Origin of the sequence: Vibrio sp. V15_P4S5T153, assembly GCF_963874485.1 — a bacterium.
Classification (GTDB): domain Bacteria; phylum Pseudomonadota; class Gammaproteobacteria; order Enterobacterales; family Vibrionaceae; genus Vibrio; species Vibrio anguillarum.
On sequence record NZ_CAWNHR010000001.1, the window covers coordinates 37,606 to 61,405 of the forward strand.

Below are 23,800 nucleotides of genomic sequence, written 5' to 3' on the forward strand. Positions count from 1 at the left end.
AGTAGTGAAAGAGCGCCTTTTGGCGCTCTTTTTCATGGCAGAAAGGATGAATTACTGTTGATACGCTAATGCCACTTCTTGAGCAATAATTTGAATGCCCTTTTGCATGGCTTCATCATCTTGCACGTAGTTCATGCGCAGACACTGATGCGCGTGTTGCCAATCGTCTTGTTGACCAATAAAGAAATATTCACCCGGTACAATCAATACTCCTCTGGCTTTTAGACGTTGGTAAAGTTCCATCGTGGTGATGGGGAGCTCATCAAACCAGAGCCATAAAAAGATCGCCCCTTCTGGTTTATGGATACGAAAGCGCGGGTCGCTAATGGCTTGCTTGAGTAACTCGACTGCTCTTTGTGATTTCTGCTGGTAGAAGGGCTTGATCACATCGCGACTGAGCCTTAATAGATCGCCTTTTTCAATCATGTGATGAGCAATGGCTGGGCCGATGCTGCCTGGCGCTAAACTAATGATACCATTCATGTTGGTTAATGCTTGGGTAATGGTTTCGTTGGCAATGACGATACCGCAGCGCACACCGGGTAAACCCAGTTTCGAAAGGCTCATGCATAAAATGGTGTTGTCATTCCAAAAGGGTTCAATCTCTTCAAAAATGATGTTGGGAAATGGAACGCCGTATGCATTGTCGATAATCAGTGGGATATTGTTCTCTCTAGCCAGCTTATCGAGCTTGTGGATCTCTTGTTCTGTGAGCACATTTCCCGTCGGATTGGTTGGACGGGAAGCACAAATGGCGGCTACCGACGAATCCACGCTCAAGGTTTCGAAATCCACGTGGTATTTGAATAAGCCATTGTCGAGTAGTTCTATTTCTGGGCGATAGGAGACAAAAATATCTTCATCTATCCCGGCATCACCATAACCAATATATTCAGGCGCTAATGGCAGTAAAATTTTCTTATGTGAACCGTCAGCTTGCTGGCCAGCAAACAGATTAAATAGATAGAAAAATCCACTCTGGCTGCCATTGGTTAAGCTAATGTTCTTTTCACTGATTTCCCAGCCATAGGTTTCTTTGAGCAGTTTTGCGAGAGATTTAACGAACAGATCTTTACCTTGTGGGCCATCATAGTTGGCGAGGGCAGCGATCAGTTCACCACTGCTAAGCATGTCAGCACTGGTTTGATGAAAGTAGTCAATCATGGCGGGAATGGCGGCTGGGTTACCACCGCCGAGCATAATGGCTCCGGGGGTGCGCAGGCCATCATTGAGATCGTCCATTAACTGGGTAATACCGGAATACTGATTAAATTTTTCACCAAATTTCGAAAACTGCATTGCTGACTGCCTAATTCATTCTTGTATTTGCTTGCATAAAGGGGCATGAAACGATGCCATGCCCATCGAGTAATCCTTGAACATACCCCAATGTTTTTGCGAGTCAAAGCACTATTTTTCGCCAAATAACACACTGCGGTCAGATAAAACAAAAAGCCCAGCGGATGGCCGCTGGGCTTTGATAGATTAATTTGTGTGCCGAAATATCAGCGACTACTTTTGCAGCAGTGAAATATCAGCAATTTGTAGGAACAGATTACGCAAGTTGTTGAGCAGCGTTAAACGGTTTTGTTTTAATGCTTCATCGTCTGCCATCACCATGACATTATCAAAGAAAGCATCAACAGGTTCACGTAGTGCTGCCAGCTTGCTCAGTGCTTGTTGGTAATCACCGGTAGCGAAAGCAGGTTCTAGTGCTTCGGTCATCACTTCCACTTCTTCCGCTAAGGCTTTTTCGGCCGCTTCTTGAAGAAGTGTTAGGTTGATTTCTGCAGCCAGTTCACCGTCAAATTTCGCTAAAATGTTACCGACACGCTTGTTTGCCGCCGCTAGGGCTTCAGCCGCTTCCAGTTCACGGAAGTGGGAAACCGCTTTAACACGTTTGTCAAAATCAGCGGGTTTGGTTGGACGACGAGCAAGTACCGCTTGGATGATGTCGACGCTAAAACCTTCATCTTGATACCAAGCACGGAAACGGCCAAGCATAAACTCAATTACATCGTGCTCAACGTTGTCGTTGGTAAGGCGATCACCAAACAGAGATTTCGCTTTTGCTACGAGGTCAACTAAGTCCAAGTTATAGCCGTATTCAACGATGATGCGCAGTACACCCAGTGATGCGCGACGCAGAGCAAAGGGATCCGAGCCTTTTGGCGCTTGGCCAATACCGAAGATGCCGACTATGGTGTCTAGCTTGTCTGCGATTGCCACAGCGGCGGAAACGCCATTGGTTGGCAGAGCATCGCCAGCAAAGCGTGGCATGTACTGTTCGTTTAGTGCAACGGCGACTTCTTCTGCTTCTCCGTCATGGCGAGCATAATGCATACCCATCACGCCTTGCGTGTCGGTAAATTCAAACACCATTGAGGTCATCAAATCGCATTTAGCCAGTAAGCCCGCACGTTTTGATTTTTCTACATCCGCGCCAATCTGTTCTGCAATGTAACCAGCCAGTTCAGTAATACGGTCAGTTTTATCTTTAATCGTACCCAACTGCTGCTGGAAAATCGCGGTTTCTAGTCGTGGTAGACGATCGACTAATTTGCTTTTGAGATCGGTATTAAAGAAGAATTCCGCGTCCGCTAAGCGTGGACGAACGACTTTCTCGTTGCCTTCGATAACATGGCGAGGCTCTTTCGACTCGATGTTAGAGACGAAAATAAAGTTAGGCAGCAATTGCTTATTCGCATCGCTCATCTGATGAGAATAAACCGGGAAGTATTTTTGGTCACCTTTCATGGTGTAAACCAAAGCTTCTGACGGTACTTTAAGGAATTTTTCTTCAAATTTAGCCGTCAGCACCACTGGCCATTCAACCAGTGAGGTCACTTCTTCAACCAAGTCATCGTCAAGATCGGCAACACCGCCAACCTGTAGCGCTGCTTTTTGTGCATCAGCAATAATTATCGCTTTACGAGCATCGTAATCGGCGATCACTTTACCGCGCTGTTCTAAAATCGCTGGGTATTGCTCTGCTGAATCGATGGTGAACTCTTTTTCGCCCATAAAGCGGTGACCACGAATGGTGCGCGCAGAAGCTACGCCTAAGATCTCACCTTCGATCAGTTCATCACCCATCAAAATAGTCAGAGTTTTTACTGGGCGGATAAATTGTGTTTCTTTATCACCCCAGCGCATGGGTTTGGCGATAGGCAAGTTTGCTAACGCTTTGGCGGCGAGTTCAACCACAATGGCTTTAGCTTCTTGGCCTTTGACATCCTGTTTAAACAGTAGCCATTCACCTTGGTCTGTTGTTAGGCGATCCGCTTGCTCAACAGTAATGCCGTTGCCACGCGCCCAGCCTTGTGCTGCTTTGGTTGGATTGCCATCGGCATCAAAAGCAACTGAAATAGCAGGGCCACGTTTTTCGACCACTTTATCCGCTTGACCTTGGGCCAAGTTGGTCACTTTCAGTGCTAAACGGCGAGGGGTTGCAAACCATTTGATGCCTTCGTGTGCCAGTTCAGCGGTTTTCAATTCTGCGGCAAAGTTAGCCGCAAACGCTTCAGCCAAAGTGCGAAGTTGTTTTGGTGGTAGCTCTTCTGTGCCTAATTCAATTAGAAATTCTTTTGCCATCTTATTTGTCCTCACCCTTTTTACACATAGGGAAGCCGAGTGCTTCACGAGATGCGTAGTACGCTTCTGCAACCGCTTTGGTCAGGTTACGGATGCGTAGGATGTAACGTTGACGTTCTGTCACCGAAATCGCTTTACGCGCGTCCAATAGGTTAAAGGCATGGCCCGCTTTCAAAATACGCTCATAGGCAGGAAGTGGCAGCGGTTTTTCTAGCTCAAGTAGATGCTTACACTCTTTTTCGCACTGGTCGAAGAAAGTGAAAAGAAAATCGACATCCGCGTGTTCGAAGTTGTAAGTGGATTGTTCGACTTCATTTTGATGGTAAATGTCACCATAGGTGACTTTACCTAATGGGCCATCTGTCCAGACTAAGTCATACACTGAATCCACGCCTTGAATGTACATGGCAAGACGTTCAATACCGTAAGTGATTTCACCAGTTACAGGTTTGCACTCAAGGCCGCCGACTTGTTGGAAGTAAGTAAATTGAGTTACTTCCATGCCGTTTAGCCACACTTCCCAGCCAAGACCCCAAGCACCTAAGGTTGGGTTTTCCCAGTTATCTTCCACGAAACGAATATCGTGTACTAGTGGGTCAACACCGAGCACCTCTAAAGACCCTAAATACAACTCTTGAATGTTGTCTGGTGAAGGTTTGATGATGACTTGGAATTGGTAATAGTGTTGCAGGCGGTTTGGGTTTTCACCATAACGACCGTCCGTTGGACGACGAGAGGGTTGAACATACGCCGTTGCAATGGGCTCTGGGCCTAAAGCTCGCAGGCATGTCATTGGGTGAGAGGTTCCTGCACCAACTTCCATGTCTAATGGTTGAACAATGGTACAGCCTTGTTGGGCCCAATAATCCTGCAGCGCGAGGATCATACCCTGAAAGGTTTTGATATCGTATTTTTGCATAGTCAGGTTCGCGCGATTCTTCTGTCTGAATGGATGAAAATAACGAACAAGTATACCCAGATATTCGCTCAGCGAGTAGGGGTAATCTTGCTTAATTAATGGTCGAAAATCCGTTTTGGTCGAATTTATCGCATCGATTGTGCCAAATTCCTGCACATGAACGATTTTGACTTATTTCTAACTTGAGATTTTCACTCGGCCTGATTAGAATTGCGCCGTCTTTGGGGAGTAGCTTACCAGTGAGATTTCTTATCTTAACGGTTCGTTCGTCAACATAATTGGTGCCAAATCACCGTGGCGTTCGAGGCTAAAGTCATTTTAGCTTAGCAAGACCTTAGACAAACATCACAAACCGGGGTGGGGAGTGGCGTTTGTCTATGGTTATTATAATTATCCCGCCCCATTGAGCCTGTCGTGAGCGTATTAGCTATTTCAATTACTACCGTCGCCTTAGCTGAAATTGGCGATAAAACCCAACTGCTTTCTCTGCTGCTAGCCAGTCGTTATCGTAAACCTTTGCCTATTATTGCCGCCATTTTTGTCGCAACGATGGTTAACCATGCACTCGCTGCTTGGCTGGGCGTGGTCGTTGCCGATTACCTGTCACCAGAAATCCTTAAATGGGTGTTGGTCGCCAGCTTCCTTGCCATGGCGGGTTGGGTGTTAATTCCAGACAAACTCGACGGTGATGAAAAGATTACCAATCGAGGTCCTTTTGTCGCTAGCTTCATCGCTTTTTTTGTCGCTGAAATTGGCGATAAAACCCAAATAGCAACGTCTATTCTTGGTGCGCAATATGCGGATGCTCTACTGTGGGTGGTGCTCGGAACGACGATTGGTATGTTGCTGGCTAACGTACCTGTGGTGCTGATTGGTAAATTATCCGCCGATAAAATGCCGCTAGGACTTATTCGTAAAATCACGGCGGTACTCTTTTTGATATTAGCGATCGGCGCGGCGATTTGGTAATTCCAATCGATTAGATGATTGGGCGAGTGAGCGTGACACAATTTATTACTCAACTTGTCGCCCAACGTCTACGGTTGCGTGATGAGTGACAAATTTATGCCATACTGGTCATGTTACTGTAGTGCTAGATGATGCAAGTCTAAGAGGGAATGCATATGCTGACACGTTATATGGGAATGACCGCCAAGAGCCAAAGTTACTTGTTTACGTTCGGTTTTGTGCTGACGTTGTTGGGTATGGCGTTGACGGAAATGTGGCTACCCATGGTGGCCGGCGCAATCATATTGTGTGGCTTAATGGTGGAATCTTGGATCCGAGTCGCGCACATTATCCCGATGCACGATGAAATTCGAACCCTGCAAAAGCAGATCACAAAACTGCAATCAGAGATCCGCACCATCGAGTTTAATGAGTAGTGTGCAGCGCAATGAATCAATAGCAAAAGGCGGCCTTTTTGAGGTCGCCTTTTCTTTTGCGTACGCATCACTTAGATCGAGGCTTAACTCAATCCTTTCTTAATCAAATAGAGATAGGGCAATGTGTCCACTTTCTCCGCAATTAACTGATGATCCATAAAGCGGCAAAAACTGGGAATGTCTCGAGTGGTTGACGGGTCATCGGCTTTCACTAGTAAAATTTCGCCATCTTGCATGGTTCGAATGGTTTTTCTGACCATCATTACAGGCTCGGGACAGCGCAATCCTTCGGCTTCGAGTATTTGTGTGGCAAGTGCCGGATCAAATGTCATATTCAAACCTAATCGATGTTATCGCAAGGCGTAGATAATACTGGCGAGGAAAAAATATTCAATAACCACTTGGCAAAGTGATCTTTTTGTTTTAACTTACTTAACAAGTTGATAACAATTTGGTGAGGCACTTATGTTAACAGCGCTTGATAGGTTAACCATTTATTCGGTTCTCTGCTTTATCTCATTTTGTGCCTTAGTGATGCGAACGCCTGCAGAAACGTCATGGATGCCACTTTTTGGTGTCAGTGCGTCACTGGTTGGGATCTGGCTTGAGATGCATCTTTGGAAAGGCATCTCAGAAGAGCAGAATCACTAATCCATCACATATTGATCAACGCATTGCACTAATACGACACGTAACACATTCCGACACTATCCCCATTTTCTTGGGCTTCCCCGCTGAAAGGCGGGATTTTTTTTGCCTAACGCGTACACTGAGCCTATTTGCCATGATAAAAGTGGGGTTGTTGCATGGAGTTGGAAGATATCTATCGTCGCGATCTGAATTTATTGATTGCACTGAGAGTGTTGATAGAAGAGAGCAGTGTCAGTAAAGCGGCCCAGCGTTTAAATCTTAGCCAGTCAGCCATGAGCCGTGTATTAGGCCGGTTACGTGATCTGCTCAATGATCCTCTTTTTACGCGTCAAGGTCAGCATCTCATTCCGACTGAAAAAGCGCTGGAGCTTAATCGTGCCTTAGGCGAGCCATTGGAGTCTCTACGTCAAATCCTTTCACCTGTTGAATTTGACCCCCAGCAATGTGAACAAACCTTCACCATTGCCACGACAGATTACGCAATGCAGACCATCTTACCGTTTGCTTTACCAAGGATATATCAAGAGGCACCAAACGTGTCGTTTGAGTTTTTACCTTTGCAGCATGATAGGTTGGCCGATCAACTGACTTATGAAGGAGCTGATTTAGCGATTTGTCGCCCAACGTCGCCAGTAGCACCATTGATGAGTGAGGTGCTTGGGCGAGTCGGTGTACTTTGTTTGCTCTCCCAACATCATCCGCTGGCGAATCGGCAGATCTCTTTAGCGGATTACCTGACATACCCTCATGCGATGATTGCGATCAGTGATGGTGTTAATGCCTTAATTGAACAAGCATTAAGTGGGCAGCCTAAACGGAAAATGGTGCTCAGAGCCTATCATTTAGAAGCCGCGCTAGCGATTGTTGATACCATGCCATTGATTATTACGGTGCCTGCGGATCTGGCCTATTTAGTGGCAGAGCGTTACGCATTGGTAGTGAAGCCGTTACCGTTTCAGTTTACGCCGTTTGACTACTCTATGATTTGGCACTCGCGATGTGAGCATTCTCCTGCCCAAGAATGGTTAAGGCAGATCGTCAAACAAGAGTGCAGTCGGTTGATTGCTAAGCGTATTGAAGAGATGCAGTTAGAGGGGTAAAAATCATCAAGCTTTGAGTAAGACCAAAGCTTGATGAATGAATGGTTTAAAGCTTAATCACCACGCGACCAGTCACTTGACCATTGGTGATCGTTTCAGCGTACTGCGCTGTTTGTTCGAGGGTGATTTCCTCACACGCTTGCTCAAAGTAGCTTGCAGGTAGCAGTTTCGCTAAGCTTTCCCATGCTGCCATGCGTTTTTCTAGCGGGCAAGAGACGGAGTCGACACCTTGCAGGCGTACATTGCGCAAAATGAACGGCATGACGGTGGTGGGTAAATCAAAACCACCCGCTAAACCACACGCGGCAACTGTGCTGTTGTAGTCCATTTGGGCTAACACTTTGGCTAACATTTTGCTGCCTACTGTATCGACCGCGCCAGCCCAAATCTGTTTTTCCAGCGGACGAGCTGGCTCTTCAAATTCGCTGCGATCAATAACGCGGCTTGCTCCTAGTTTTTCTAGCAGTGGACCATTTTGTTCAACACGACCAGTTACCGCAGCAACTGTATAACCTAGCTTAGCTAATAGTGTTACAGCAACTGAACCCACGCCGCCACTGGCACCCGTCACCAATATTTCACCCTTTTCCGGTTGAATACCCGCGTCTAAAATGGCTTGCACGCAAAGCATGGCGGTAAAGCCAGCAGTGCCAATCATCATCGCTTTTTTGCTATCAAGGCCGTGCGCGAGTGGTACTAACCAATCGGCTTTCAAGCGTGCTTTTTGCGCCATACCACCCCAATGGTTTTCACCCACTCCCCAACCGGTTAGTACAACTTTATCACCGGTTTGGTAGCGAGTATCTTGGGATTCAAGTACGGTTCCTGCAAGATCAATGCCCGGTACCATAGGGAAATTGCGAATGATTTTGCCTTTACCTGTAATGGCTAAACCATCTTTGTAATTCAATGATGAGTAATCGACCGCGACTAAAACTTCACCTTGCGGTAATTGTGATTCGTCGATTTGTTCAATGGTGGCAACTGTGTTTTTTTCTTGTTGATTAAGGATTAACGCTTTAAACATTCGGATCTCCAGATTGGCACAGCAAGCATAAGATGTCGCTAAGTGTAGTACTGAATTAACTATGACTAAAATGAAACATTAGCATTGGTTCTATGCGTATTATGCATCACTCATAAAAAATGCCAGTCGTGGGACTGGCATTGAGCTTTAGGATAAGAAGAACTGGTATGAAGGATTGTCCGTCTCATCTTTGCATTGGTAACCCAATTCTCTAAGGTGAGCGGAGAAGCGGTTTAAATCGCTCTCTTCGAGTTCAAAACCACACAATACGCGGCCATAATCGGCGCCATGATTGCGGTAATTAAACAAGCTAATGTTCCAGTGTGTGCCAAGCGTGCTGAGAAATTTCAGCAGAGCGCCCGGATATTCCGGAAATTCGAAGCTGTATAATCGTTCTTTTAGCGGCTTAGAGGGTTTGCCTCCAATCATATAACGGACATGCAGTTTGGCCATTTCATCATCCGATAGATCCACCACAGGGTAGCCACCTTGGCGTAAATCGTGAATGATGTTGTCGAGCTCTTCTTGCCCACTTAACAGGCGAACACCGACGAAAATATTGGCCAGCTTGTCATCGTTATAGCGATAGTTGAACTCGGTGACCGCGCGACCGCCAATGATATTACAAAACTCAAAAAACGCGCCTTGACGTTCAGGTATGGTCACCGCCAAAAGCCCTTCACGTTTTTCGCCTAGCTCACATCGCTCCGACACGTAACGCAAGCCGTGGAAATTGGTGTTAGCCCCTGAAAGTACGGTGCCTAACTGTTTATCCACCAGCTTATGTTTTTCCGCGAATTTCTTCAGACCAGCCAGAGCAAGCGCTCCAGAAGGTTCGGCAATCGCACGCGTGTCTTCGAAGATATCTTTAACCGCCGAGCAGATTTCATCGCTTGATACCGTGATGTGGCCATCAATGTATTGCTGACACAAACGGAAGGTTTCATCACCAATACGTTTTACCGCGACACCGTCGGCAAACATGCTGACTTGGTCAAGCACCACGGGTTTACCTGCCTCGAGTGCTGCTTTTAAACAAGCAGAATCTTCAGGTTCAACCGCAATGACTTTGATTTCTGGCATCAGCTGTTTGATCAGCACCGCGACTCCAGCGGCTAAACCGCCACCGCCGACTGGTACAAAAATGTAATCAAGGTGGCCATTTTGTTGCAGCATTTCCATGCCAATCGTGCCTTGCCCTGCAATGACCAGTGGGTGATCGAACGGTGGGACAAACGTATAACCTTGCTCGTGAGCCAAGCGTTCCGCTTCGGCTTTGGCTTCATCAAAGTTGTTGCCATGCAAAATCACCAAACCGCCAAAACCGCGTACCGCTTCGACTTTGATATCAGGGGTAGTTTTGGGCATCACAATGGTGGTTTTAATGCCTAATTTTGTTCCCGACAGAGCCATTCCCTGCGCGTGGTTGCCTGCTGACGCGGCAATCACCCCAGCTTGTTTTTGCACCTCAGATAAACTCGACACCATATTATAAGCGCCGCGTAATTTAAAAGAGTGCACAGGCTGGCGATCTTCACGCTTGAGCTGAACGCGATTTTTAATGCGCGCTGACAAACGGGGCATATCCTGTAGTGGCGTTACCGTTGCGACGTCATAAACGGGAGCGCGCAGGATTTGGCGCAGATAATCTGCGCCAGTTTGAGTTGCGTTACCTGAGTCGCTCATCCGCTAGCCCTCGAGCTTAGATTTGTCTCGAACAGCCCCTTTATCAGCGCTGGTGGCCATACTTGCGTAGGCTTTCAATGCCAAAGAGACTTCACGCTGGCGATTGACAGGTTTCCAACCGAGCTGGTCTTGTTTTACGCGGCGCTCAGCCAGTTCAGCTTCTGAAACGTTGAGCGTAATCGAGCGGTTTGGAATATCGATGGCGATAATATCCCCAGAGTTCACCAAACCTATCGTTCCGCCGTTGGCAGCTTCTGGAGAAACGTGACCAATTGATAAACCGGAAGTCCCGCCAGAGAAACGACCGTCAGTCAGTAGCGCGCACTCTTTGCCTAGCCCCATTGACTTTAGGTAGGTGGTTGGGTAAAGCATTTCTTGCATACCTGGGCCACCTTTTGGGCCTTCATAGCGGATGACGACAACATCACCAGCCTTCACTTTACCGCCTAAAATACCTTCAACGGCACTTTCTTGGCTTTCAAAGACCACGGCTGGGCCTGCAAATTTCAGACTACCTTCATCAACTCCTGCTGTTTTTACAATACAGCCATCAACGGCAATGTTGCCTGATAGGACGGCTAGGCCACCATCTTGGCTAAAAGCATGCTCTTTGGTACGAATACAGCCTTCTTTGCGATCGTCATCGAGGCGATCCCATCGGCATTGTTGTGAGAAGGCTTTAGTGGTACGAATGCCCGCAGGACCGGCACGGAAAAAGGTTAAGACGTCTTCGTCGTCCGTTTGCATGATGTCGTATTGAGCCAACTGCTCTTTCATCGATAAACCCAACACGGTGCGAGTTTGATTGTTGATGAGACCGGCGCGATCCAATTCACCAAGAATCGCCATCACGCCACCCGCGCGGTGTACATCTTCCATGTGATATTTTTGAGTCGATGGCGCGACTTTACACAGATGAGGTACGCGGCGTGACATGCGGTCGATATCACCCATGTCAAAATTGATTTCACCTTCTTGAGCGCCTGCTAATAGGTGCAATACGGTGTTGGTTGAGCCGCCCATAGCAATATCGAGCGCCATCGCATTTTCGAACGCGGCTTTGTTGGCAATATTACGCGGTAAGGCGGATGCATCATCTTGCTCGTAATAACGCTTGGTTAATTCAACAATGCGTTTACCTGCGTTGATGAAGAGCGCCTCACGATCGGCATGCGTGGCCAACATTGAACCATTACCCGGTTGAGAAAGCCCCAATGCTTCGGTGAGACAGTTCATTGAGTTGGCGGTAAACATGCCAGAACAAGAACCACAGGTTGGGCAGGCCGAGCGTTCAATTTGTTCACTTTGTGCGTCGGAGACTTTAGGGTCAGCGCCTTGGATCATCGCATCGACTAAATCGAGTTTGATGATTTGATCAGAAAGCTTGGTTTTACCCGCTTCCATTGGCCCGCCAGAAACAAAGATAACGGGAATATTAATGCGCAGTGCCGCCATCATCATCCCAGGGGTGATTTTGTCGCAGTTGGAAATGCAGACCATCGCATCAGCGCAGTGTGCATTAACCATGTACTCGACAGAGTCTGCGATCAACTCGCGTGAGGGCAGTGAGTACAGCATGCCGCCATGCCCCATGGCGATACCATCATCTACCGCGATGGTATTAAATTCTTTGGCGATGCCGCCGGCTTTTTCGATTTCACCCGCAACCAATTGCCCCATATCTTTGAGGTGCACGTGGCCCGGTACGAATTGAGTGAACGAGTTAACCACCGCAATAATCGGCTTACCGAAATCTTCATCTTTGACGCCAGTGGCGCGCCATAATGCGCGCGCTCCAGCCATATTACGTCCGTGTGTCGTTGTTGCGGATCTATACTTTGGCATTGTCTATCGTCCTCTATTACTTCGGTTGTGGGTACACGTAATCCAACCAGCCCCACTTGTCTTCAGTGGTGCCGTTAAATAGGCCAAAGTAAGCTTCTTGCATCACTTTCGTGATTGGCCCACGTTTGCCCTCTCCAACCGTAATTTGGTCTACGCTCCGTACAGGGACGATTTCGGCGGCGGTGCCAGTCATAAAAATTTCGTCAGCAAGATAGAGAGCTTCACGCGCAATGTTCACTTCACGCACTTCGTAACCCATCTCTTTAGCCAGCGTCATGATCGAATCACGCGTGATACCCGGCAAGATGGAGCTGGTGGTTGGTGGCGTGAGCAGCACACCGTTTTTGATGACGAAAATGTTTTCGCCTGCACCTTCAGATAAATAACCATCCACGCTTAAGGCGATACCTTCGGCATAGCCATGACGACGAGCTTCACCACCGACAAGCAGAGACGATAAATAGTTACCACCCGCTTTGGCTGCGGTTGGAATGGTGTTTGGCGCAGCGCGATGCCAGCTAGAAACCATCGCATCCACACCATTTTCTAGCGCTTCATCACCTAAGTAAGCACCCCAAGGGAAGGCGGCAATGATTAACTCCATTTCAGTGTTCACTGGGGGGCAAACGCCAAGGCCGACGTTGCCAACAAAGCCAAGTGGGCGAATGTAGGCTGAATCCAGTTTATTGACGCGCAATGTTTCACGTGTCGCTTCCATGATCTCTTCTATCGTATAGGGGATAGGGAAACGGTAAATTTTTGCTGAATCTTTCAGGCGTTGAGCGTGCTCTTTATGACGGAAGACGATTGGACCTTTAGGAGTGTTATAACAACGCACACCTTCAAACACCGAGGTGCCGTAGTGCATTGCGTGTGTCAGTACATGAACGTTTGCATTTGCCCACGGAACCATTTCACCGTTGAACCAAATGTAATCTGCAGTTTTTGTTGCCATTTATTGCCTTCCTTATGCACAAATCTTTTGTTGTAAATTGTTATTCGGTAGTTCGTTATTTTTTATTGGGGTGACATCGACACTGCGAATATCCCATAATTTTTCAATTTGATTGATCAGTGTGCTGATGGGGCGATCACTATCAACAATGATTTCAACACTGGCGACTTTACTGGCGTGGTTTTGCGTTGCGGCCACTTGTTTTATCACAAACCCACGATGGCGAATCACGCGCAGAACACGCTCTAATAGCACCGGTTTATCATCGGCTTTGATGTCTAATAGGTATCTATCCATTAGGTGTTCTCCAACATATCACTATTTGAGGCGCCCGGTGGTACAAGCGGCCATACGTTTTCTTCTTCATCAATCAAAACGTGAAGCAGATAAGCTGTTTTGCTGGCCAGCATTTCTTTAAGTGCTGGTTCAACTTCTTCTTTTTTGGTGATGGTTTTGCCAGGAATATCGAACGCCTTAGCTAGCATCACGAAATCTGGGTTGTCATCCAAAATCGTTTCACTATGGCGGCCATCAAAGAACAGCGATTGCCATTGGCGCACCATACCTAAACGGTGGTTGTTCAGTAGTACCATCTTGACCGGGATTTGGCGGCGCTTGAGCGTACCAAGTTCTTGAACATTCATCATGAACGAGCCATCCCCAGAAATGAGAATGGATTGATCATCTGGGCGAGCAACGGCAGCGCCCATTGAGGCTGGCAACCCAAAGCCCATAGTGCCAAGGCCAGCTGAGGTGATGAAGTTCTGTGGAGCACGCGGTTGAATGTGTTGCGCGGCCCACATTTGATGTTGGCCAACGTCGGTTGAGACGATGGCTGAATCGGGCATCATGTCGGACAGTTGTTTGAGTAACAATGGCGCAAAAATGAGATCGCCCGGGTGGTCATAGCGCCACTTAAAGCCACTGCGCAAACTTTCACTGTGGTGAACCCAGGGTGCGATATCACGCGTCAGTTCCAGTTGTGGAAGAATGAGATTGATGTCACCACGTAGTGACGCATTGGCGATACGGAGTTTATTAAACTCGGCCGCATCGATATCGATATGAATCACTTTGGCGTGTGGTGCAAAGGTATCCAGCTTTCCCGTTACTCGGTCATCAAAGCGCGCTCCAACCACAATCAGCAAATCACACTCTTGAACGACCAAGTTTGCCGCTTTAGTCCCGTGCATACCAAGCATGCCAAGGTAGTGCGGGTCATGGCGCTCAATCGTGCCTAAGCCTTTTAAGGTGCTTACTGATGGCATTGGATTGAGGCGTAAAAACTCGCGTACGGAATCGGTCGCTTTGGCCAGTTGAACACCACCGCCAACATACAATACAGGACGAGAGCTTTGTGAAAGCAGTTGTTGCGCTGCGTGAAGCTGCTCTTGGCTGGCAACTGGCATGGCTGGCGCAGTGAACGCAGGTAGCTCAGTCACGGGGGTTTTTGCCAGTTGTACATCTTTAGCGATATCCACAATCACCGGGCCGGGGCGACCCGCTTTCGCTACCTCAAAGGCTTCGGCAAGGGTGGGGGCGAGATCGTGGATATCGGTAACGAGGTAGCTGTGTTTGGTGCAAGAGAGTGACATACCAATCACGTCCATCTCTTGAAAAGCATCGGTACCAATGTGCGAGCTTGCCACTTGGCCGGTGATGGCGACGAGGGGGATTGAGTCAAGAAATGCATCGGCAAGACCGGTGACCAAATTGGTCGCTCCGGGTCCTGAGGTGGCCATGCACACCGCGACATCTTGTGTCGAGCGCGCCATGCCAATCGCCGCCATGGCTGCACCTTGTTCGTGGCGACAGAGGATGTGTTCTACACCGCCATCGTATAATGCATCATAGATTGGCATGATAGCGCCGCCGGGATAACCAAAAACGGTTTTGATTCCCTGCTGCTTTAATGCGGCTACAACCAGTTGTGCTCCTGTCATCGTAACCCTCCCAAACTGTGTATGGCACAGTAAACCATGTTGTGTTTGCACTTCATGTGCGCTCCCATTCTTCCTGTCATATCGGGTTGGATAATCGCCAACCAGTATGAACTTTTTAGTTTAATAGTTGTAAAAAAACCCCCGGACTTTTCAGTGCGGGGGTCTTTTGAATCTGGTGGTTATTTTGCGCCCACTAGCCCCCGCGCGGAATCAATAATGACCACGATAATCAGGCTTAGCAGTAGGTTAATGTGAGCGTTCAAATTCATCACTTAATTCTTAAAATAGTTGGCGTAATATCTTACGAAATTGTGTGCGTCTCTAGTGGTAACACACAATTCCGTTAAATGACAAGCAAAAACTCATTCTTTTTTCACATTCTTTCAGCATCACAACAAGCTATATAACAATCTCTCGTGTGCAAATAAGGGCGCAGAAACAGAACGAACACTTTTTAAATAACCACAAAGGAATGAAATGGGACTCGCAATTATTCACAGCCGAGCCAGTGTTGGCGTGCAAGCACCGACAGTGACAGTTGAAGTACATATTAGCAATGGTATGCCCGGTTTTACGTTGGTCGGCTTGCCAGAAACGACGGTCAAAGAGTCTCGTGATCGCGTGCGCAGCGCTATCATTAATTCCCGCTTTGAGTTTCCCGCCAAGCGTATTACAATGTTATGTAAAGTTTTCAGGAAAGTTTTTATATTCGCTTTTGCATATAAAAATCAACCTTAACAGGTTTTAAAAAATAATAGCTATGAATTTAACACAAATAAAACAATGCTTTATATTTGTTTTCGGTATAAGACTTGGCCAGGAGAAGGCGATTATGTATCTTGCTTCATAGAATACTTAGGAGCGTAATCAAATGGCGGTACATGTAGCGGAATATCTGGGGCAGAGAACAGATATCGAAGGTAGAAATATTAAGCCTGTGTCATTAGGTGTAAAGCATATATGCCCTTTTATGGATGGATATTGTTCTAAATTGACAAAAAACTTACAGCCAGTGTGCTCTGTTCGTAAAAAAAACGGAACGATGTGGATTGTGTGTGAGCATCGCCTGTGTGCTACACCAAAGACTAAAAAAGTTCATATTGATGGAAAAGAGAAGACTGTAGATGCAAAACTAACCCCTTATCAGAATGAAATTCTTTGGAAAATAGCTCAGACCGTTTATAGAGGACAATTTGATAAAAACGATATAGTTGTAAATAGAGAAGCTCCAATTCCTATTGAAGAGACTGGTGGGAGTTATAAAGCGGATTATATTATGCGTAATTTGGCTCAAGGCGCAAAAATTGATGAGATACTTCTAGAAATGCAAGGGGGAGGGGAAACTAGTCAAACTAAACATATATCTGACCACGTATTGAAATGGGCTAAAATGGATGAGCCAACCAATGAGATTTTAAGGTTAGAAATTGCTAAACCAAATTCAATAGAAACGAACGCTTGGAGACGGCAGCAAGAGCAGTTTTTAGTCAAAGGTAATATAGTAAATCAAACTGGCGGAAAGATTGTTTTTGCAATAGGAAGTTTAATTTATGATTACTTGTATCCTCGAGTATCTAGAGCAAATCTTAGAGATTTAAAAGAGCATAACTGGACGTTGTGCTTATTAGGAATTAAAGAAGATACTTCAAAGCCTAAGATATTTGGTCCTATCCCATTAACGATAGATGAAGATAGGACACTATTTACAAATTATTCTACTTTTGTCAGGACCTTAACAGATCAAGGTGGTCCGGAGCCTTCAATTTTTAAAGGCAAGTTTTTATCATTGGGCGGTCTAGATGTTGTAATCTAATCAAAGAGATTATACGTATTCGTTTTCAATTTTTATAATTTGACTCGCTATCCATTCGATTATAGGAACAGATACGGCATTACCAATAGCCCTTAATCTATTTGAGTCCAGTTCTCGGGAAAGCCTTGAAGTTTCTCGTATTCGGAAGGGAGCATTCGGCGCACAAATAGCATCGGCGCTTCCTCTTGAGTCGAGGGTGTAGCTTTCCCCATCGTTTCTATATCCTTTTGCTTGTGGGCCTGCTGTGTGTTTTCTGCCAATACTGGCGTGTTGGATAGCAAAGATATCTGTTTTCGATAGGCCATTTCTAGGCTCGGGTGCAAAGCTTGTCCTCTGGCCTCTGCCCGATTTATCAACGACTGGATTTGTTCTATCGTTAAAAAGGACTCTAGTGGAGCGGAGGTCTCCATAACTTGCGACAATATACACTCTACGTCTTCGTTGTGGTGTTCCAAAGTATTTAGTGTCAAAAACTCTCCACGATATACCATACCCGAGTTCATCCAGCGTTTTAAGAAGGACTCCGAAATCAGCTCCTTCGTGACTATTGAGAAGCCCGGGAACATTTTCAATGACAATCCAGTCAGGCTTTCTTGCTCTGACAAGTTCTGCGTAAGTATAGAAGAGTCCACTTCGTTCTCCTTTTAACCCTTTTCTTTTACCTTGGTTAGCCAATGAAACATCTTGGCAAGGAAATCCTCCACACCAAATATTTGCATCAGGAATATCATTTGCTTGAAGAGTTGTTATATCTGAATGTAGAGGTATTGTAGGCCAGTGTTTTTTCAATACTTTCTGACAGAAATTGTTAACTTCGCATTGAAATACCACTTCCATTCCAGCACGTTCACAGCCTAGATCAAACCCTCCAATTCCAGCGAAGAAAGACGCAACTTTGAAAGGATTTTCAGCTTTAGGTAGTTTAATAACATTATTCAAAATATGTTGCACCATATCCGCATCAGACGATTGCTTTACCCACAGAAAAGCATTGAGTGCCTCTTGTGATATGTTATAGCCATCGTGATTACATTCTTTATTTGCTACTAGTTCACCTTTACGAATAAAACGCCTAGTACCATTTATATCTTTAACTAATCCTTTTGCTTTCAGTATGTTAGTTGCTTCAAGCACATTCATAGCAAACTCTCTTACTTATGTTGAACAAATGGTACAACATAAATGTGTTCCAATCTATACCCTGTCGAATTTTTGATCATAATACACTGTTTTTAAACATATATTTTTTTTGTTTAAATGATTTCGGCCGTAGGTTTGATCGGCCGAAATTTGTGAGTATTTGTAAAATACGAGAGTGAGATTTATCGAACGTGGAAGGCTGAAAGCCTGACGGGTTCCAAGGGGATTTATCCCTTTGGCAAGTAGGGAATGAGCGCAGCGATATGTTTTGTCCCCCGGACAAACCCTATCTTGCTTAATACTGAACATAATTACTCCAATTTGAACTCTTGCATTTATTAAAAAATGTGTATCAATATAATCAGGTTGGAGTTTTAAATATGAAAAATTGGATTGTAGAAATAGAGCAGAAAAAAAGAATGGGGAACGTTTCGGAAAGAACTAAAAGACGAAATAAAACTGAAAATAAAGAGACAAAGAAAGCAAACAAAAACACGTTAGAAAATGCAATTAAATACTTATTGAGTGATAAGCATCAAAATCATTCAAATACTAAAATAATTGATTTGGATAATGCACGATTTACAAGGGACAATATTTATATTGAATATGATAATATGAAGAAAAAACACGGTAAAGGTGTTTCTAATATTGCAACTTCTTTTGTTTTATCTTTACCTTCTGATTTGTATCATCCAACGAAAAACGAATGGCAAGATATTTATAATGAAATGATTGATAAATTCGTTTCTGCAATAAACAAAGATCTTGAAAAAAAGCAACTTCAACAAGAAAATATAAACCCTAATGATTTAAATAAACGACAACTTAAAGAATATGAATTAAATCAAGGACGATATAAACAACGTTTAAATGTGGATTATGTTAAAAAATTATCAACCGCAGTTATTCACGATGATAGAGAAAAACCTTTAATTGTTGGGGCTACTTCTGGATCACATTTAAATGTAATAATGAGTAATATTTTTAATGGTGAAGTAATTAAATATATTTCACAAAAAGGCGGAGTATTAGCAATGAAAAATGCTTATAGTGAAGCCGTAAAAAATAGATTGGGTTTAGATTGTGAAAAATATATCCCTTATGATAGTAGACCGGATGATAATAAATTGAAGGATTTTTATTTGGGAGAGTCAAAAGTCGATATTTTGGTTTTAGATGAAAATACACCTCATAAAAACAAGATTATTAAAAAAGAAGATGAACCAAAAAATGTTCCTTTGTGGGTTCACCGTAAAGAACAAGGCATAAAGCTACAAGCGGAAAAAGATAAAATCGAAAAAGAAAAAAAAGCTGTTGTCGGAGCAAAGGAAAAAGTTGTAAAAGCAAAGGAAACGATACTTACAGCGCAAAGCGAAGTTAACGAGCGTTCAGCGTCCCTAGACGCTCAAAAAGAGCTTTATATCGAGTTTCAAGAGGGATTTATCGAGTATGTAGGGGTATTGGCTGAAAATCGAAAAGAGGATCATCAGTATTCAGTTGGTGAAAAGTTCTTTGATACAGAATTACAGGCGAATATTGAAGAAAAAATCACCAATGAGAAAGTAAAAAAACCTTGGTTGTTAGAAATGAAAGAATACTTATCTGATCTGTTTAGTAAGGTTTTTAAAGGGAAAGAAAATAGAACGGATGAATTACTCGAATTTTACAATAAAGGCATTGAACAAGATGAATATAAAATTAAAAGGAAAAATAAAACATATTTGAGAATTTAGCCTTTTAATTTGTGGTGAAAAAATAAGAATGTATTTTATTCTTATTTTCTTTATTGTCTATTATTTTAGTATTCCTCAATATCATCAACTTCATAATAAATTATATCTTGAGAATCTTCTTCATATTCTTCAATAGTCGCAGATAAATAACAAAGATCGTTCACATTTAGACTCTCTCTTTTTCTTAACGAATAAATAGCGTTTTCTATGTAGCTATCCATCGTCTCAAAATTAACATCACTAGCGTTCGTAAAACAAAGATCGTGACCAGAAACATTATAAAAAATTCTACTCTCACCGAGTAAATCGCTTTTATAAGTAAAGCATTGGTATTCAATTACGGATGAATCAAATTCTACTAGTGCGATTTGATAAGTATAAAAATCTTCAAAATCTTCAAATAAATCATCTTTATAAATCTGGTAATTTTCTTCTTTAAACTCTTCTTTTAATGCATATTTAAGGACATTTTTAAAAGCATTTTCAGTATCATTTATATAACTATAATATGTTATTTTTATTTCATTCATTTTACCTTCCTATTTTATTTTGTTGTTATTTGTTTTGAATATTTTCTTTTAATTACTTCAGATTGTTCTGAATAATCTAAATACATAGTGGCCTTAAATTTAGCTTTCCAAAGGTTTTTATCTCCTTGTGTCCAAACGAAAAGTGCATTTATTGCATATACATTCATATTTCCATTCTTGAAAATTTCAATGAAGTTTCTTTTTTCAAGTGTTTTTATATGTTTGGAAAGTGTTTGTCTTGATAAATTAAATAATTTTTGAAGAGTGTTCATAGAAATACAAATTGCATTTGTATTGTCCATTTCTGATATTAGAAATTCCAGTATAGAATTTGCTAATGGTTGTTCTCTTGTTAGTAAAACTTTGTTCTTGTAGTTCTCTCTGTTAAATGCATAAAATAACGCTGACTTTTGTGATGCTGTATATTCATTTGTTTCTTCATTAATATCTAATTCTACTAAACACTCTTGTCCATCTTCTCTTGTTGTTGTAAATCTTGTTTTTGATTTTATATTTATTTCTTCACTGTTCATTTTATATTCCTTATTAATGTTGTTTGGTTGTATATATAATTAATAAAGCATATATAAATTATTTGTCAACACGTAAACTTAAATTAACCTTAATGTAAAGTTGATATTTAAAATAGCTAAAAATAAAGTTTCTATGAATGATGTTTATGAGGGTTTACATTGATTTTTGGCGTGGTTAAGAGAAAAAATAGACTTTTTAACTATGAACACTTTACATTAATGGTAAGTCTAGGCTTTACATAGCTATAAAATTATTCCTTATTTTAAGCCATTTTTTATTTTGCTCTTTTATATAATCTTGATATAGGTAATTTAAAATTTTTCTTGTTTCGACTTGTCGAAAAAATGAGGGATCGGCTCATTTTAAAAATTTTGGTAGGACCGTGGGGGGCTAGTCTCCCCCACACCCCCCAAAAACCCATAGGGTTGATCTGATTTTTATTAGTAAAAATTAATAAGTAATTTATTATTCTAATGTGTAATCTTTCTCTGGAGTTTCAACTCCCCAGAAATTTGTTGCTTTTAGTACCTCAGCAAAACGTCCATCCATCGTACCATTTTTATAAGCCTGAACAACTTCTTCTTTAAGGTCGAAAAACTCTTTGAAACCATCAACATTTTCAATGACATTCTCAATTTTTTCTATCTTGCTATTTTTTATTCTAAAGTGAATAATTTGACCATTACTATATAATGCGGTGCAGTTTCTTGAATCACTTGAAATTATAAACCCTGCAAAATTTTCATTTATGAATCTTTTTGCTTTTTTTATTGATATTGGATCGTTTTTGTCAAAATAATCTAATTTATTATCACTTGATAGTCTTGAAATGCTAACTTTGAAGCTAGCGATACGTGCATCATTCTCTCTTATTTTTTTTTGTAGTTTTGAACTTTCTTTAAGATATATTGTAAAGTCCAGTTCGTTATTATTATTTAGTTCTTCAAGTAATAATAATTTATCATTAATATCTTTTGAATGATCTAATATTTCAGATATTTTTTCTTTTATTTTGTTTATTTTTTCACTATTGTCTTTTGGTTTTTTATCTATTAGACCAAACATATTAGGGGTTGATGCTAGGAAATCATCATATTTAATCGATGCACTTTTACATTGTAATCTGCGTCTACCAGAGCATTTAAGCATATAATAATATTTTTTACCTGACTTTAAATTTTTATCATCAGTTTCAAAATAATATTTTTGACCACAGCCAGAACAAAATATTTTACCTGTAAAGATATTTATTGAATTTCGTCCTGATGTTTTTATTGTTTTTTTGGTTTTAGACATAGATTGAACTATATCCCAATCATCATTTGAAATGATTTTAGGATAGTAGTTCTTGAATGTATCGCCAGTTTTTCGAATGTAGAGCTCACCTAATACACAGCGATTTTTCAATAAATGGTTGATCTTTGCTGAACTCCAAGAATTTGTAAAATTCTTATGTCTACGTTTAGCAACCTGCGAAACTCTTTCATCGTTTAATGTTCTGGCTATATCACCCATAGATATGCCATTTATATACATTTTAAATACTCGTTGAACTATTTTAGCGTTCTTGTTTACGACAAAATTTGCTTCTATCTTACTGCCTTTATTGTCGATCCAACCGGGAAAAATCCCGACATATTGTATTTGTTTACCGCCATGTAATGCGTCTAGTCTAGCGTCAAAACTCTTTAGAATCCGTTCTGATTTTTTTGCACTTTCTTCATTAGCCTGAGCCATGAGCATAGACGAATACATAACGCTCATTAAGTCATTGAGACTTTCTTTTGTGTAAACTCTTTTATCCATCAGCGTTATGACGTTGATATTCGATCTAAGTATCTTTCTCAATACATCAGAGGCATCGTCTAAACTTTGTCGTGAGAGCCTGTCAAATTGCTCAACACACAGATAAGCAGTTCCGTCTGTCTCAATAATTCCCGTATCTATAGCGTCAAAGAAATCGCCTAGTGAGCCTTTTTTGATATGATCGGCTTTATACGCTGATAAGCCTAAATCTCTTAATTCAAGACTATCATTTACGGTATAGCCGTTCTCTTTCGCATACTTCAAAATATCGCCAAGCTGTCGCTTGTATGAACTACCGCCAGATTGCTGTTCACTGCTAAACCGCACGTATGGGTATATAATTTTTTGCATAGCTAGTCTCCTAAGATTATGCAAATCTTAACATAAATTCTTTCCTGTAAATCATATCAAAAAGTACGGTCAATCTAGCCCCTGCGGATCTCCCCAAAGAGGGTGGTCGATTTGATTTACCGATCGCGTTGGGTATTTTGGCGGCCTCACAGCAGATAGCGCTAACGAAGTTAGATGGGTATGAGTTTATTGGTGAATTAGCCTTATCTGGTGAGTTACGTCCTGTTAAAGGCGTATTACCTGCTGCTTTAGCTGCGAATCGAGCCAAGCGCTGTTTAGTGGTGCCTCATGGTAATGGTGATCAAGCCGCATTAGTGGCAAAGGATCAGCATAAATCGGCGCAAACGCTGCTTGAGGTGTGTGCTGATTTGTGTGGTCAGCAAACCCTCTCTCTTTTTCAAACCGAACCTAAGCCGTGCCGAGATAAAAATACTCGCGATCTGCAAGATATCATTGGTCAACAGCAAGGAAAGCGAGCGTTAGAAATTGCCGCTGCGGGCAACCATAACCTGCTTTTTCTCGGTCCACCAGGAACGGGTAAAACCATGCTTGCCTCTCGGTTGTGTGATTTATTACCAGAAATGAATGAGGATGAAGCGATGGAAACCGCTTCGGTTGCTTCTCTGACTCCACAAGACATTAACCAGCACAACTGGAAGCAAAGGCCATTTCGCTCGCCTCATCATTCCAGTTCAATGGCGGCGCTGGTCGGTGGCGGTTCTATTCCGAGGCCGGGGGAAATTTCTTTGGCACACAATGGGTTATTGTTTCTTGACGAAACGTCC

At 43.0% G+C, this 23,800-nt stretch carries 20 protein-coding genes and 2 pseudogenes; 8 read left to right on the top strand and 14 right to left on the bottom strand.

The features are described from left to right. Positions 1-51 precede the first annotated feature (51 nt). The 3 genes from AACT42_RS00190 to glyQ all read right to left on the bottom strand — a co-directional run bounded on the left by AACT42_RS00190 (position 52) and on the right by glyQ (position 4,513). On the bottom strand, positions 52-1,299 hold the full coding sequence (locus tag AACT42_RS00190; protein ID WP_010319942.1) for a valine--pyruvate transaminase: 1,248 nt from the start codon (positions 1,297-1,299) through the stop codon (positions 52-54). 213 nt (positions 1,300-1,512) lie between these two features. Continuing rightward, entirely contained in the window at positions 1,513-3,594 is a 2,082-nt protein-coding gene (glyS, locus tag AACT42_RS00195) for a glycine--tRNA ligase subunit beta (RefSeq protein WP_094133211.1), read from the bottom strand. A 1-nt stretch (position 3,595) separates the two neighbouring features. Then, complete coding sequence (glyQ, locus tag AACT42_RS00200; protein ID WP_013855568.1) at positions 3,596-4,513, bottom strand: glycine--tRNA ligase subunit alpha; 918 nt, start codon at positions 4,511-4,513, stop codon at positions 3,596-3,598. 414 nt (positions 4,514-4,927) lie between these two features. Here glyQ and AACT42_RS00205 point away from each other — a divergent pair, with 414 nt between their 5' ends. Next, positions 4,928-5,482, top strand: a complete 555-nt coding sequence (locus AACT42_RS00205) for a TMEM165/GDT1 family protein (RefSeq protein ID WP_017046363.1) — start codon at positions 4,928-4,930, stop codon at positions 5,480-5,482. A 155-nt stretch (positions 5,483-5,637) separates the two neighbouring features. Continuing rightward, positions 5,638-5,898 carry a hypothetical protein gene (locus AACT42_RS00210; RefSeq protein WP_010319938.1) on the top strand — a complete coding sequence of 87 codons (261 nt, stop codon included), beginning with the start codon at positions 5,638-5,640 and terminating at the stop codon, positions 5,896-5,898. An 83-nt stretch (positions 5,899-5,981) separates the two neighbouring features. Here the strand turns inward: AACT42_RS00210 and tusA are convergent, their stop codons facing one another. Further along, positions 5,982-6,230 (bottom strand): sulfurtransferase TusA, encoded by a 249-nt coding sequence (tusA, locus tag AACT42_RS00215; protein ID WP_020977692.1) that lies wholly within the window; start codon positions 6,228-6,230, stop codon positions 5,982-5,984. A 133-nt stretch (positions 6,231-6,363) separates the two neighbouring features. On the opposite strand from tusA, the gene AACT42_RS00220 reads away from it, so the two are divergent. Both AACT42_RS00220 and AACT42_RS00225 read left to right on the top strand, forming a co-directional pair. Further along, complete coding sequence (locus AACT42_RS00220) at positions 6,364-6,549, top strand: hypothetical protein (protein ID WP_010319936.1); 186 nt, start codon at positions 6,364-6,366, stop codon at positions 6,547-6,549. A gap of 155 nt (positions 6,550-6,704) precedes the next feature. Further along, on the top strand, positions 6,705-7,649 hold the full coding sequence (locus AACT42_RS00225) for a LysR family transcriptional regulator (protein WP_013855564.1): 945 nt from the start codon (positions 6,705-6,707) through the stop codon (positions 7,647-7,649). Between the two features lie 46 nt (positions 7,650-7,695). Here AACT42_RS00225 and acuI read toward each other — a convergent pair whose 3' ends face one another. The 6 genes from acuI to ilvG all read right to left on the bottom strand — a co-directional run bounded on the left by acuI (position 7,696) and on the right by ilvG (position 15,105). Continuing rightward, positions 7,696-8,676: an acrylyl-CoA reductase (NADPH) gene (acuI, locus tag AACT42_RS00230; protein WP_017047824.1), complete on the bottom strand. Its 981-nt coding sequence runs from the start codon at positions 8,674-8,676 to the stop codon at positions 7,696-7,698. Positions 8,677-8,823: 147 nt separating this feature from the next. Further along, positions 8,824-10,362, bottom strand: a complete 1,539-nt coding sequence (ilvA, locus tag AACT42_RS00235) for a threonine ammonia-lyase, biosynthetic (RefSeq protein ID WP_017046359.1) — start codon at positions 10,360-10,362, stop codon at positions 8,824-8,826. Positions 10,363-10,365: 3 nt separating this feature from the next. Next, entirely contained in the window at positions 10,366-12,207 is a 1,842-nt protein-coding gene (gene ilvD / locus AACT42_RS00240) for a dihydroxy-acid dehydratase (protein WP_094133212.1), read from the bottom strand. Positions 12,208-12,223: 16 nt separating this feature from the next. Continuing rightward, the gene (gene ilvE, locus AACT42_RS00245) at positions 12,224-13,162 is read right to left on the bottom strand and encodes a branched-chain-amino-acid transaminase (protein WP_010319931.1); all 939 of its coding nucleotides are present in this window, start codon (positions 13,160-13,162) and stop codon (positions 12,224-12,226) included. Between the two features lie 12 nt (positions 13,163-13,174). Then, positions 13,175-13,459: an acetolactate synthase 2 small subunit gene (gene ilvM / locus AACT42_RS00250; RefSeq protein WP_010319930.1), complete on the bottom strand. Its 285-nt coding sequence runs from the start codon at positions 13,457-13,459 to the stop codon at positions 13,175-13,177. Beyond that, positions 13,459-15,105 (bottom strand): acetolactate synthase 2 catalytic subunit, encoded by a 1,647-nt coding sequence (ilvG, locus tag AACT42_RS00255; RefSeq protein WP_017044151.1) that lies wholly within the window; start codon positions 15,103-15,105, stop codon positions 13,459-13,461. The genes ilvM and ilvG overlap by 1 nt, the downstream gene beginning before the upstream one ends. A gap of 477 nt (positions 15,106-15,582) precedes the next feature. Here ilvG and AACT42_RS00260 point away from each other — a divergent pair. After that, a pseudogene (locus AACT42_RS00260) lies at positions 15,583-15,783 on the top strand (magnesium chelatase domain-containing protein); the annotation flags it as partial. Positions 15,784-15,976: 193 nt separating this feature from the next. Further along, positions 15,977-16,918 carry a NotI family restriction endonuclease gene (locus tag AACT42_RS00265; protein WP_094133213.1) on the top strand — a complete coding sequence of 314 codons (942 nt, stop codon included), beginning with the start codon at positions 15,977-15,979 and terminating at the stop codon, positions 16,916-16,918. Between the two features lie 9 nt (positions 16,919-16,927). On the opposite strand, the gene AACT42_RS00270 is transcribed toward AACT42_RS00265, so the two are convergent. Then, positions 16,928-18,058 (bottom strand): DNA cytosine methyltransferase, encoded by a 1,131-nt coding sequence (locus AACT42_RS00270; protein WP_176432244.1) that lies wholly within the window; start codon positions 18,056-18,058, stop codon positions 16,928-16,930. Positions 18,059-18,438: 380 nt separating this feature from the next. Here AACT42_RS00270 and AACT42_RS00275 point away from each other — a divergent pair, with 380 nt between their 5' ends. Next, the gene (locus AACT42_RS00275; protein ID WP_094182987.1) at positions 18,439-19,794 is read left to right on the top strand and encodes a hypothetical protein; all 1,356 of its coding nucleotides are present in this window, start codon (positions 18,439-18,441) and stop codon (positions 19,792-19,794) included. A gap of 65 nt (positions 19,795-19,859) precedes the next feature. Here AACT42_RS00275 and AACT42_RS00280 read toward each other — a convergent pair whose 3' ends face one another. From AACT42_RS00280 to AACT42_RS00290, 3 genes are all read right to left on the bottom strand, one after another. Continuing rightward, positions 19,860-20,324 (bottom strand): hypothetical protein, encoded by a 465-nt coding sequence (locus AACT42_RS00280; RefSeq protein ID WP_094182988.1) that lies wholly within the window; start codon positions 20,322-20,324, stop codon positions 19,860-19,862. Between the two features lie 14 nt (positions 20,325-20,338). Beyond that, complete coding sequence (locus AACT42_RS00285) at positions 20,339-20,857, bottom strand: transcriptional regulator (protein WP_094182989.1); 519 nt, start codon at positions 20,855-20,857, stop codon at positions 20,339-20,341. A gap of 466 nt (positions 20,858-21,323) precedes the next feature. Continuing rightward, on the bottom strand, positions 21,324-23,015 hold the full coding sequence (locus AACT42_RS00290; RefSeq protein ID WP_094182990.1) for a recombinase family protein: 1,692 nt from the start codon (positions 23,013-23,015) through the stop codon (positions 21,324-21,326). Positions 23,016-23,080: 65 nt separating this feature from the next. Here AACT42_RS00290 and AACT42_RS00295 point away from each other — a divergent pair. Further along, positions 23,081-23,800: pseudogene (locus tag AACT42_RS00295) on the top strand (ATP-binding protein); the annotation flags it as partial.

What these genes read in the sequence shown, in the direction of transcription:
- AACT42_RS00190 (WP_010319942.1), bottom strand. Translation starts at nt 1,299, where the DNA reads ATGCAGTTTTCGAAATTTGGTGAAAAATTTAATCAGTATTCCGGTATT.
- glyS (WP_094133211.1), bottom strand. Translation starts at nt 3,594, where the DNA reads ATGGCAAAAGAATTTCTAATTGAATTAGGCACAGAAGAGCTACCACCA.
- glyQ (WP_013855568.1), bottom strand. Translation starts at nt 4,513, where the DNA reads ATGCAAAAATACGATATCAAAACCTTTCAGGGTATGATCCTCGCGCTG.
- AACT42_RS00210 (WP_010319938.1), top strand. Translation starts at nt 5,638, where the DNA reads ATGCTGACACGTTATATGGGAATGACCGCCAAGAGCCAAAGTTACTTG.
- tusA (WP_020977692.1), bottom strand. Translation starts at nt 6,230, where the DNA reads ATGACATTTGATCCGGCACTTGCCACACAAATACTCGAAGCCGAAGGA.
- AACT42_RS00220 (WP_010319936.1), top strand. Translation starts at nt 6,364, where the DNA reads ATGTTAACAGCGCTTGATAGGTTAACCATTTATTCGGTTCTCTGCTTT.
- AACT42_RS00225 (WP_013855564.1), top strand. Translation starts at nt 6,705, where the DNA reads ATGGAGTTGGAAGATATCTATCGTCGCGATCTGAATTTATTGATTGCA.
- acuI (WP_017047824.1), bottom strand. Translation starts at nt 8,676, where the DNA reads ATGTTTAAAGCGTTAATCCTTAATCAACAAGAAAAAAACACAGTTGCC.
- ilvA (WP_017046359.1), bottom strand. Translation starts at nt 10,362, where the DNA reads ATGAGCGACTCAGGTAACGCAACTCAAACTGGCGCAGATTATCTGCGC.
- ilvD (WP_094133212.1), bottom strand. Translation starts at nt 12,207, where the DNA reads ATGCCAAAGTATAGATCCGCAACAACGACACACGGACGTAATATGGCT.
- ilvE (WP_010319931.1), bottom strand. Translation starts at nt 13,162, where the DNA reads ATGGCAACAAAAACTGCAGATTACATTTGGTTCAACGGTGAAATGGTT.
- ilvM (WP_010319930.1), bottom strand. Translation starts at nt 13,459, where the DNA reads ATGGATAGATACCTATTAGACATCAAAGCCGATGATAAACCGGTGCTA.
- ilvG (WP_017044151.1), bottom strand. Translation starts at nt 15,105, where the DNA reads ATGACAGGAGCACAACTGGTTGTAGCCGCATTAAAGCAGCAGGGAATC.
- AACT42_RS00265 (WP_094133213.1), top strand. Translation starts at nt 15,977, where the DNA reads ATGGCGGTACATGTAGCGGAATATCTGGGGCAGAGAACAGATATCGAA.
- AACT42_RS00270 (WP_176432244.1), bottom strand. Translation starts at nt 18,058, where the DNA reads ATGAATGTGCTTGAAGCAACTAACATACTGAAAGCAAAAGGATTAGTT.
- AACT42_RS00275 (WP_094182987.1), top strand. Translation starts at nt 18,439, where the DNA reads ATGAAAAATTGGATTGTAGAAATAGAGCAGAAAAAAAGAATGGGGAAC.
- AACT42_RS00280 (WP_094182988.1), bottom strand. Translation starts at nt 20,324, where the DNA reads ATGAATGAAATAAAAATAACATATTATAGTTATATAAATGATACTGAA.
- AACT42_RS00285 (WP_094182989.1), bottom strand. Translation starts at nt 20,857, where the DNA reads ATGAACAGTGAAGAAATAAATATAAAATCAAAAACAAGATTTACAACA.
- AACT42_RS00290 (WP_094182990.1), bottom strand. Translation starts at nt 23,015, where the DNA reads ATGCAAAAAATTATATACCCATACGTGCGGTTTAGCAGTGAACAGCAA.